Raw genomic sequence first — 10,594 nt, 5'->3', positions numbered from 1 at the left:
CCGCCCGTCGGCCCGCCTGGCGGCGAGCCGACCTTTGCGTCACTTGTGGTCATGCGCCTCCCCCTCGTCAGCGGTTGGGCCTGACACGCGCCGCGGGAACGGTCCGGCGGCGCGCCTGAGCAGGTCTGCTCTGCAAATTCCTGAGCCTCCGGCCGCACGGAGCAGTAATGATCATGCAGCCTTCACCCTCACGGTTCCCCCTGGTGCCCCGGAGGCTGTGCGGGCCTCCGGCGACGCGCGACAGGCACGGCGCCGCCTTCGGCCCTCCGGCGGCCCGGGGGCCCGGGGGCCTTCCGGGCCGGCTCCCGGGACCCCGGGCTCGAAAAACCATGGCCGCACCGCATCCGGCCGGCCATCCGATATGCGGCACGCCCTTTTTCGGCGTGTGCCCCACATGATTCCCCGATCCAACCGATATGACCCCGTTACCGCCTGTCCGGGTACTGTGCGGACCCTCACATCCATGAGGGACACCGCCATGCCGCGGGACGTGCCATGGGAGTCCTCCCCTACCGCCGGCCACGCCGCGGCCGGGCACGGCGTCCGTCTCCTCCGTCGCGCGATGCATCACCCGCGGTCCGGGCCGGCCTCCCCGTCGTCCCGAGCGCTTCTAGCCGAAGACTCCCGCCAGCCGCCGGTAGAGCGCTGGCGCCGTCCCGTGGACACGGGCGGCAAGCGACAACCAGCGCGGCACCCAGATCTCGGCCTGGCCCCGCCCGGTCGCGAGCAGCATGCGCTCGGCGACAAGGCGAGCCGGTTGCAGGCGTGGCCACCTGCGTACGTAGGGCGCTCCACGACGACGGAAGAAGGCCGTGTCGACGACCCCCGGGAAACACAGGGTGACCGTTACGCCACGGCCGGAGACCTCAGAGCGCAGCGCATTGGCGAACCCGACCAGCGCGGCCTTGGTTGCCGAATAGGCGACCTCACCACGCACCCCCAACGCTCCGGCGACGCTGCCGACCAGCAGGATGCGCCCGTGCCCACGGTCGAGCATGGCCGGGAGCACCGCGCGGACGAGCGCCATCGGCGAGAGCACATTGACCGCCACAAGCTCGGCAAGGGCCTCATGGGAAAGCTGGTCGAACGGGCCGGCCGAGCCGAGGCCGGCCGCGCACACCAGCAGATCGAGATCACCGAGGAGGTCCTCGCTGCGGGAGGCCACGGTGGCCTCGGCACCCGGGACCGACAGGTCCACCGCGATCCGGTGACCGGAGGTGGACGCGGCGACCTCGTCGAGCGCGACACCGTTGCGGCCGACCAACAGGACCTTGCAGTTCATCTCGCCGAGCAGCAGCGCCGCCTCCCTGCCGATTCCGCTGCTCGCGCCGGTGACAAGCGCTGTCCTGGGCGGCCATCCCCGGCTGCCCGCGAAGCGGGACTGCTCGGCGACGACGTGCAGGCGGCTGTCCGGAACCGTGGGACGGGCCGGTGTATACACAACAAAACCCTCCGGTCGCGCGGTGGTCGCCTCCTCCCGGGTGGGAGACGGTCGCGGTCAGGCCCTCGGAACCTGGGTGTCGCCAGCGCTGACGACAAACGGTCGGCCCCACGTACGGCCCAGCCCTATTTCATCGCCCCACGGCCGGAACGTCCATCGTCAGGTGGACGACACGGCCCCGAAAGCCTTGTCGGACCCGTCACGGCAACGACGGATCCACACTGCAGGCACTACATGACATCCGGTCGACATTCATCCAGAATTCGATTGTCGACCGGTGGCTCCCATCACACCGGTACGCGGCATCGGAACACGGATTTTTCGTGGCCGACATGCCACAGCCCGCCGCCTGGCCCTTGACATCAAGACCCTTGACATCAAGGATCTGATGCGCTCCGGCGGGCGCCGATGTAACTAGAAGAATTCAATCGCATCACCTGGACGTATCCCAGCATTACTGAAGGTGCCACCCGGCGCCTCCACCGCCTCCGTGTAAGCGGTGCCAGCCCGGTAGATCTTACAACTGCCGGGATCCTCTTCGACACATGGCGTCATCTCATGGATCGCCACCACCCGCCCGTACCGGGAGAACACGACCGAGAGCGGGATCAGGGTCCGATACATGTAGAAACCATCCGTCGACTCCCCGCCGAAGACGAACAACATGCCGGTTCCGGGCAGCAGCGACGTGCGGCCCATCAGCCCGCGCCCACGGGCGGCCGGCGTCTCGGCGACCTCGACGGCGAGGGCCACCGCCCCCACCCGCACCCGGCGGGCCGCCGAGCCCGCCCCGGCCCGTGCCGGGCCGTCGGCGGCGGCGGCGTCGGCGTCGGCGTCGGCGGCGGTGTCGGCGGCGGTCACCGCGGGGCCGACGGCCGGGCCCCCCGCCGACGGCGGCGACCGGACCGGAGCGGCCTGCGACCACGGCGCCCACAGCCAGGCGGCGCCCCCGACAGCGATCGCCAGGGTCACCACCGAAAGCACGTAACGTGATCGGAGCATCATCAGCAGGATACCCGGCCACAGTACGTCCACTACTAAAAGATATTTCTAGATTACTAAAAGTAGTATATTGATCTGTCTTCGCACCGCCGGTAGCCCGGCTCGAGGTGCCCCGGCAAGAGTCCCCGGGCAGCCCAGGCAGCAACAGGGCAGCAGCGGATAGGAGACAGGCGAGGACGAGCCCGGGCGGACGCCGCCGGCGTCGATGGCCTACCCGGCGGGCTCGAGAGCGTCCCCGGCAGGCTCGAGAGCGTCCCCGGCGGGCCCGAGAGCGCCGAGAGCGCCGAGAGCGCCGAGAGCGGCTTCGACGACCTCGCGCCGGACGTCCTCCGGAACGAGCGGCCGGCCGGCGCCGGCCTCCCCGGGGCAAGTCTCCCCGAGGCAGGCGCCGGTGGCCCCGGCGCCGGCGGCAGCCAGCGTCCGCCGCTCCAGCGCGGCGCCGAAGATGCCTGCCTGCACACAGGCGACCGCGCAGCGGGCCCGCAGGATACGTGACGGAGTGGGCTCCGGCCCGGCCAGGGCGGTCACGATGGCGTCCCGGTACGAGGCGATGTCACCCTTGCCGATCCGCCGGTAGATCACTGACGGATCGTCGACGAAGGCGGACAGCAGCGCGCCCGGACCGGCCATCGCCTCGACCAGTCCCTCGATGATCGACCGAGCCGGTACCGGTGGATCAACGCGCGAGAGATCGCTCACATGGCCGAACGCCTCCACGAACGGCCGCACCGCCGCGTCCAGAATCATGTCCTTGGACGCGAAGTGGTAGTAGAGAGCGGCCTTCGTCATACCAAGGCGCTGTGCAATGTCACGGATTGATGTCCCTGCGTAACCTCGTTCGTTGAACAGCTGTACGGCGACGGCAAGGATCCGGTCACGTGTGTCCGCAGCGTGAGAACGCGGCGCGCGACCGGGCATCGTCGCCATGCACCCCTCTCCGCGGGAGGTCCGGAGCGGAAACCTGTAGCCATCCTGACAATATCCCCTCCTACTGACCGATCGGTAGACTACCCCGACCGACCGATCGCCCAGAACGCCCGGGGACACCGGCGTTCTGCGCTGACCCTGACCCGTCCATCGGCCCAGACCCGGGGGGAAACCCGTGGCATCGCTCGCGCGTTGGTGCTTCCGTCACCGCTGGATCGTCCTGCTGCTGTGGTTCGCAGCCCTGCTCGGCTTCGGGACGGCCGCATATGCTGCCGGCACGGACTACAAGAACAACTTCTCCCTTCCCGGAACCGAGTCCCAACAGGCGATCGACCTGCTCGAACGGGAGTTCCCCGCCGCCGCCGGCGAGACCGCGAGCATCGTGCTGCACGCCCGCACGGGCACCCTCTACAACCCGCTGCTCGAAGCCGACGTCGTCCCGATGCTCGAGCGGGTCGCGCGCCTGCCACACGTGGTCGCCGTGATCAGCCCGTACGACCCGCCGGGCGTCGGCCAGTTCACCCGGGACGGCCGGACCGCCTACGCCACGGTCGCGCTGGACGACCAGGCCGTCGACATCCCCCGCTCCGACCTCAAAGCGATCATCGACACCGCCCGCGCTGCCGACAGCGGGGCGCTGCAGGTCGAGATGAGCGGGACCGCGGTCGCCATCGTCGAACAGCCGCAGCAGAACACCAGCGAACTGCTCGGGGTGGTGGCCGCCGCGATCATCCTGTTCATCGCCTTCGGGACCCTGCTGGCGATGACGCTGCCCCTGGTCGCCGCGGTCATCGCGCTCGGTGTCGGGATGGCCGGCATCGGCCTGGTCTCCCACGTGATGTCCGTCGCCCAGTTCGGGCCGACACTGGCGACCCTCATCGGCCTGGGCGTGGGCATCGACTACGCGCTGTTCATCGTCAACCGGCACCGTATCGGCCTGCGGGCGGGCAAGACCCCGGAGGAGGCGGCCGTCACCGCCATCAACACCTCCGGGCGGGCCGTCCTGTTCGCGGGGATGACCGTCTGCATCGCGCTGCTGGGCATGTACGCGCTCGGGGTCACCTTCCTCTACGGTGTCGCGGTCTCCGCGGCCCTTGCCGTCTCGCTGACCATGGCCACCGCGGTCACGCTGCTCCCGGCGCTGCTGAGCTTCTACGGGATGAAGGTGCTCGGGCGGGCCGAGCGGGTGAAGCTCGCCCACATGGGCCCCGAGCCCGAGCACGCGTCCGGCTTCTGGTGGCGCTCGGCCCGCCGGATCGAACGGCGCCCGGCGGTCTACGCCGTGCTGTCAGCCGCCCTGATCATGATCACCGCGCTGCCGTTCTTCTCGCTGCGGCTGGGCACGGCCGACGAAGGCAACGGATCGCAGTCCAAGACGTCCCGGCGCGCCTACGATCTGCTGGTCGGCGGGTTCGGGCCCGGGTTCAACGGGCCGTTCAGCCTCGTCACGGAGATCCACTCCCCCGCCGGCCTCACGGCCCTGGAGACGGTGGTCACCGAACTGCGCACCGAGCCAGGGGTCGCCTTCGTCTCACCGGTACAGCCGAGCCCGAACGGGCAGGCCGCGATCGTGGCGCTGTTCCCGGCCACCAGCCCGCAGGACGCCAGGACCGCCGCGCTGCTCAGGCGGCTGCGCGAGACGACCATCCCGCGGGTGACCGCGGGCACCGCCCTGGACATCAAGATCGGCGGTGTGACCGCGACCTACCAGGACTTCTCCGACGTCCTGACCAGCAAGCTCCCGCTGTTCATGGGAGTGGTCGTGGCGCTGGCCTTCCTGCTGCTGATGGCGGTGTTCCGCAGTGTCGTCGTACCGCTGACCGCGTCGGTGATGAACCTGCTGGCGGTCGGCTCGGCGTTCGGGGTGATCGTCGCGATCTTCCAGTGGGGATGGCTCGCGAGCCTCATCGGGGTCAAGGGCGGCCCGGTCGAGCCCTTCCTGCCCGTGATGCTCTTCGCCATCCTCTTCGGGCTGTCCATGGACTACGAGGTGTTCCTGGTCAGCCGGATCCACGAGGAGTGGCTCGTGCGCCGGGACAACCGGATCGCGGTCTCCCTCGGGCAGGCCGAGACCGGCCGCGTGATCACCGCCGCTGGCGCGATCATGACTCTTGTCTTCGCGTCCTTCATCCTCGGGGCCGACCGGGTGATCAAACTGTTCGGCCTCGGGCTCGCGGTGGCCGTCCTCATCGACGCGTTCATCGTCCGGGCGCTGCTGGTGCCCGCGCTCATGCACCTGTTCGGGAAGGCGAACTGGTGGCTGCCGTCCTGGCTGGACCGGATACTGCCGAAGGTCTCGGTGGAGTCGGCCGAGGAGATCGAGGAGATCCGCAACACTCCCGTGCCCGCCGAGGTCATCACCCCCGCGGACGAGGAGGACAGCCCCCGCGACCAGGCGAGCGCGTCCACTCACACCCCACCGGCCCACCGGGCCGACCACCACGCATAGCCCGTCAGGACGTCGCGGCAATCCGTGACAATATGGACAATCCATGACAACATAGCTGAAAGCAACCAGAGGCAGCAACCGGCGCAGAGCCGGTCTGTACACGCACCATCCGCAGTTATTACGCTGCGGAGTCATGAAGAAGCAGAAGGTTGCTAAAAGGCGAGAGTTCCCGCTCGTGACGGTGGCCGCGGCCGCCGCCGGGCCCGAGCCGCCCTCTGGGCCGCGGCTGTCGCCCGGGCCGGAGCCGCGTCGACGGTGACCACGCCTCCGGCCCAGGCCGCGGACGCGGAGCAGCCTCCGCCGCTGGAGCGGGCCCGGCGGCGGCTGGGCAGGGCGCGGCTGCCGCTGCTCGGCATCGCCGTGTTCGTGCTGCTCCTGGCGCTGGCGGTGTCATGGACGGCGGTACGCGGCCTGCTCGCGCGATCGCATCTGCGGACCGCCCAGAACGAGATCGCCGCGTTGGACCAGGCGCTGCAGGCCGGCGACAAGCCGTCCGGTGACGCGCTGCGCGCCCGGGTGAACATGATCGCCACGGAAACCGCGGCCGCCCGGGAGCTGACCGGCGACCCGCTGTGGGCGCTGGCCGGCCACGTCCCGGCGGTCGGCTGCCCCAGCCGCTCCGTCCGCTCCCTGGTGACCGCGCTGGACCAGCTGCTCCAGGACTCGCGCGCCCTGTTGGACCCCACCGGATCCGTCCTCGACCTGGACGCCCTGCGCACCGGCACCACCATCGACACCGGCCGGATCGCGGCCGCCCGGCCGGCCGCCGCGTCCACGCATGCCGCGATCAGCCAGTTCCGCCGGCGGCTCGCGGCGACGCCGGGCTGCGGGGCGACCGGAGCCCGCCTCGGGCTCGCCGACGCCCGCCAGAAGGGTCTGCGCCACGCCGAACGGCTCGAGCGCGCCGCCGCCACGCTGGAGCTGGCGACCCGGCTGGTGCCGCCGATGATGGGCGCCGACGGGCCGCGCCACTACCTGCTGGTCGTCCAGAACCCGGCCGAGTCCCGGGCCACCGGGGGCATCATCGGGGCCTTCGGCCTGCTGACCGCCGTCAACGGCAGGCTTGAGCTCACCGGCATCTCCGGCAACGGCCACCTGCCCGGCGGGCCGACCCAGCGGGTGCCGGCCATGGCGCTCCCGCCCGAGCTCGAGAACATGTACGCGGACGCGTGGCCGACCCAGGTCTGGGCCAACGCCAACCTCACCCCGCACTACCCGACCGTCGGCAGCTTCTACACGGCGCTCTACCAGGCGGGCACGGGTGTGCGCGTCGACGGGACGGTCAGTGTCGATCCGACGACGCTGTCCTATCTGCTGGCCGCGACGAGGCCGGCGGTCCTGCCGGGCGGGCGGAGCGTCCCGGCCGGCTCGCTCGTCGAGCTCGTGGAGTCACGGGCGTACGCCGAGATCGGCGACGCCCGGCAGCGGGACGACTTCTTCGCCGCCGTGGGGCGGGCCGTCTACGACGCGGCCGCGTCCGACGCGGGAAACACCTCGGCGCTGCTGTCCGCGCTGGGGCGGGCCGCCACCGAAGGGCGTCTGCTGGTATCCAGCAACCATCCGGCGGAACAGGGAATCCTTGCGACGACCGCGTTGGGCGGCGCGCTCCCCGATGGTGACGGCCCTTATCTCGCGGTGGTGACGCAGAATGCCGCGGCCGGCAAACTCGACTACTGGCTGCGGCGCGGCACCGACTACCGCAGTGTCCGTCGTCCCGACGGCTCCGCGGACGTAACGATCACGATACGGGTCACGAACGCGGCACCGGCCGGGCTGAGCGCCTACGTCCGCAACCGGAGCGACCAGCCTGTTCCCGGTCAGCCTGGCGCGGGTCCGCCCGGCGCCGGTCCGCCCGGGCCCCTCGGGCAGGGCGCACCCCCGGCGGGCAACCCGGACGCGCAGAACCTGCTGTCGCTGGCGGTGTACACCGGCGTGGGCAGCGGGCTACAGGCGGCCACCCTGGACGGGCTTCCCGTCCACCTGCGCCGTGGCGTCGAGCGGGGCCATCCGGTGCTTTCGACGCCGCTGTCGGTCGACCGCGGGCAGACCCGCACGCTGGTGCTGCGGATCTGGGAACCGGTGGCCAGGCCGGTCCTGCTCCTGCGGCCGCAGCCACTCGCCGTCCCTGAAACCGTCACCACATCAGGTATACGTTCTGTCGCCCCATGGTCACAGAATCCCAGATGACACGCCGAGTAGCATAGACACGGAAAGTAGCGATCTATAAGCTGACAGTGTTCATGTTCAGGCTGCTTATACCAGCAGACCCGACAGTGGGAGTACATCCATGAGATTCCGTCGATTGGGAGCGGCTCTGCTCGCCGCCGGCTGTCTGCTGGCGCTCGGCGTGACATCGGCGTCCCCGGCCGTCGCCCAGCCCTATCCGCCCCCCTTCCGGTGCACCGGCTTCCTGGACAGAGGCACGGTGACACCGAGCCCGGTCGTAACCAACGCGTCCTTCACTTTCGGTGGATGTGGTTACGCTCCCGGCTCGACCGTCCAGCTCTACAGCAACTTCCAGTACTACGGGAGCACGACCGCGGACGGCGATGGCCTCATCCTGGCCACGCTGACGGCCCCGCCCACGCGCGGTGTGCTCAGGCTCACCGCCGTCGGCCAGGCCCCCAGCGGGCGGCTGCGGGTCACCGTTGCGATCATCCCGGTCCGCGCCGGCTGACAACCGCCGCCCAGGCCGTGTCCGACGGAGATCTGACGGCGAGTGGCTGCCCGAACGCAGCCCACGCGGTCGAAGATCCATCGGATGCGGCCCAGGGCGGTGAGCCGGTCACGCCGAGCCCCCTGCCGTCCCTCACGTCGTCCCTCACTCGTCCCGCTACGTAGCCCCCTCTACGTAGCCCCCGCTGCGTAGCCCCCGCTACGTAGTCCTCACGTCACCTGCCCCTGGCAGCACCTGCCCCTGACGAGACCGCGGCAGGAGGAGTACCTCCATGAACTTCCGGGTAGTCGCCCTCACCCTGCTGCTCGGCGGCGGCCTGACCCTCAGCGCGACGCTGGGGTCACCGGCCACCGCCCAGCAGCTACAGGACCAGCTTCCCGACTGCGCCGGTCCGGTCAGCTTCGCCTCGGTCGGCCCTGAACGGGTCCTGGCGGGCGGGTCGGTGCTCTTCAGCAGCTGCGGCTTCGCGCCGGGCAGCACGATCACCATCGACGACAACGGTGCGCGCACCCGGACCGTGACCGCGGACCACACGGGCAGCTTCGCGATCCGGCTGACCCTGCCCACCCAGGGGGACCACTATCTGACCGCCACCGGAACGCCGAAGGACGCGGCCGACACGGCGTCGTACACCGGGCGGGCCGGCGGCGCCGTCGGGGCGCAACCGGCCGATGCCGAGGAGCGCAAGGCCGTCGGCATGGTCTGGGTGGACGCCGCCGGCACCGCGGACGGCACCGACGACGCGGGCACGGCCGGGGAAGCCGGCGGGGACGCGGACGGTGCCCTGCCGGTTTCCGGTACCCAGGCCGGTGTGTTCGCGGTGGCCGCCGCGGCTCTGATCGGCGGCGGCGTGTTCTTCCGCGCCCTGCGCCGCCGGGCCCGGGACACGGACACGCCGTCACCTGCGGCCCAGGCCGTCGCAGGCGGGCCACCCCCGACGGATCCGCAGCCGCCCGGGCCATACCCGGACGACCGCGGATCCGTCTGACATGCCCTGGTTCTGTCGCCTCCTAGCCCTCTCGCCTGGAGCCGTCCGGGCTCAGGAGCTCAAGGTCGTCCACGGTCACCAGACCAGCGGCGATCACCCATTCGCCGAGCCGGACGATGTAGTCGGGCAGCCGGCGCGACGCCGGCCCCGGCTCGTCCCGTAGCAGCCCGGGTATCCCCTGCCCGGCAAGGTTGCCGCGCACGGTGGCAAGCCGGGAGCGGACATAGTTGTCGTCGCGGCTGACCCGGCGGGCGATCTCCCGGTACGTGGCGAACGGCGCGTGGTTGTCACCGGTACGCAGCCGCGGTTCGCAGAGCGCCACCAGCAGCAGGCGTTCGGTCTGGGTGAGACGGACGGAGATCTGCATCGTGTCCTGATCGCGGTGCACCTGCCGCCGGCGATGATGGACGACGCCGATCTGGTGACGCTCGCCGTCCGTGCCGACGGCGACGATGTGGAACTCGGCCAGCCCGGCGGACAGGGCCGTGCCCGGTGACACGATGTGATGGGTGTCGCCACTGGCGGTCAGTAGGAGCAGGGGATGCCGACCCGTGTTGCTGATGACGATCGCGCCTTCGCTCTCGGCCAGCGTCCCGGCCCGGCGGGAGACAAGCAGATCCTGCGGATCGGCCCCGAACGGGATGTCACAGCCGGCCCGGCCGAAGGTCAGCCGCCGGCCCGCTGCGAGATTCCATCTCCGTCCGCCCGCGACGATCCTCGCGACGACCGCCGGTGTCGCCGCGTCCGGTATCCCTCGTGGGACCATGCGTCTTCGCCGCCCCTTTCATGCCGACCCGATGAGCCTAGCCACGAAAAGACCTGCTGGCTGTCATGTCCGAATCACCTTCCAGGCCGTCTTCCGCGCCGCCTTCCGCCAGCGGCCGGTCCGGACGGTCTGCCGGGATGCCCCGTCCCATCCCGTCCCATCCCGTCCGACGATGATCCCGCGGGCGCTCCCGGGGCCCCGGAACGCCCGGACCTCGGGGGAGCACCCCTGCTCCGGTGCGGGGGCGCCCTGTTCGGGCTCCCGCGAGCCCGGCAGGATCTGTTCTGCGCCCACCGGCAGGCACCTGGAGATGCCGGGGCGTACCTCGGCTGGGGGGCCGAGGT

General features: G+C 70.9%; 9 protein-coding genes. 4 read left to right on the top strand and 5 right to left on the bottom strand.

Translation table 11 applies throughout. From position 1 onward, the window contains the following. Positions 1 to 610 precede the first annotated feature (610 nt). The 3 genes from AC5LUJ_RS20670 to AC5LUJ_RS20660 all read right to left on the bottom strand — a co-directional run bounded on the left by AC5LUJ_RS20670 (position 611) and on the right by AC5LUJ_RS20660 (position 3,361). On the bottom strand, positions 611 to 1,441 hold the full coding sequence (locus AC5LUJ_RS20670; protein ID WP_250286105.1) for an SDR family NAD(P)-dependent oxidoreductase: 831 nt from the start codon (positions 1,439 to 1,441) through the stop codon (positions 611 to 613). A 414-nt stretch (positions 1,442 to 1,855) separates the two neighbouring features. Next, entirely contained in the window at positions 1,856 to 2,476 is a 621-nt protein-coding gene (locus AC5LUJ_RS20665) for a DUF192 domain-containing protein (protein ID WP_493465551.1), read from the bottom strand. 177 nt (positions 2,477 to 2,653) lie between these two features. Then, positions 2,654 to 3,361: a TetR/AcrR family transcriptional regulator gene (locus AC5LUJ_RS20660; RefSeq protein WP_493465552.1), complete on the bottom strand. Its 708-nt coding sequence runs from the start codon at positions 3,359 to 3,361 to the stop codon at positions 2,654 to 2,656. A 184-nt stretch (positions 3,362 to 3,545) separates the two neighbouring features. Between AC5LUJ_RS20660 and AC5LUJ_RS20655 the strand changes: the two genes are divergently transcribed. The 4 genes from AC5LUJ_RS20655 (at position 3,546) to AC5LUJ_RS20640 (ending at position 9,484) form a co-directional block, all read left to right on the top strand. Further along, on the top strand, positions 3,546 to 5,819 hold the full coding sequence (locus AC5LUJ_RS20655; protein WP_250284526.1) for an MMPL family transporter: 2,274 nt from the start codon (positions 3,546 to 3,548) through the stop codon (positions 5,817 to 5,819). A 255-nt stretch (positions 5,820 to 6,074) separates the two neighbouring features. Next, positions 6,075 to 8,006 (top strand): DUF4012 domain-containing protein, encoded by a 1,932-nt coding sequence (locus tag AC5LUJ_RS20650; RefSeq protein WP_250284528.1) that lies wholly within the window; start codon positions 6,075 to 6,077, stop codon positions 8,004 to 8,006. A 100-nt stretch (positions 8,007 to 8,106) separates the two neighbouring features. Then, positions 8,107 to 8,496: a hypothetical protein gene (locus AC5LUJ_RS20645; protein WP_250284530.1), complete on the top strand. Its 390-nt coding sequence runs from the start codon at positions 8,107 to 8,109 to the stop codon at positions 8,494 to 8,496. 271 nt (positions 8,497 to 8,767) lie between these two features. Beyond that, entirely contained in the window at positions 8,768 to 9,484 is a 717-nt protein-coding gene (locus AC5LUJ_RS20640) for a hypothetical protein (RefSeq protein ID WP_250290290.1), read from the top strand. Positions 9,485 to 9,506: 22 nt separating this feature from the next. Here AC5LUJ_RS20640 and AC5LUJ_RS20635 read toward each other — a convergent pair whose 3' ends face one another. Then, the gene (locus tag AC5LUJ_RS20635; RefSeq protein ID WP_250284533.1) at positions 9,507 to 10,250 is read right to left on the bottom strand and encodes a hypothetical protein; all 744 of its coding nucleotides are present in this window, start codon (positions 10,248 to 10,250) and stop codon (positions 9,507 to 9,509) included. Positions 10,251 to 10,313: 63 nt separating this feature from the next. Further along, positions 10,314 to 10,594 (bottom strand): hypothetical protein (locus AC5LUJ_RS20630; RefSeq protein WP_493465550.1); only part of this gene is annotated, 281 nt, incomplete at its 5' end.

The organism is Protofrankia sp. CiP1_Cm_nod3 (genome assembly GCF_982290655.1).
This window is presented reverse-complemented; position numbering and strand designations above follow the sequence as displayed.

Excerpts from the sequence above, each read along its gene's own strand:
- AC5LUJ_RS20660 (WP_493465552.1), bottom strand. The coding sequence starts at position 3,361 with ATGCCCGGTCGCGCGCCGCGTTCTCACGCTGCGGACACACGTGACCGG.
- AC5LUJ_RS20635 (WP_250284533.1), bottom strand. The coding sequence starts at position 10,250 with ATGGTCCCACGAGGGATACCGGACGCGGCGACACCGGCGGTCGTCGCG.
- AC5LUJ_RS20640 (WP_250290290.1), top strand. The coding sequence starts at position 8,768 with ATGAACTTCCGGGTAGTCGCCCTCACCCTGCTGCTCGGCGGCGGCCTG.
- AC5LUJ_RS20645 (WP_250284530.1), top strand. The coding sequence starts at position 8,107 with ATGAGATTCCGTCGATTGGGAGCGGCTCTGCTCGCCGCCGGCTGTCTG.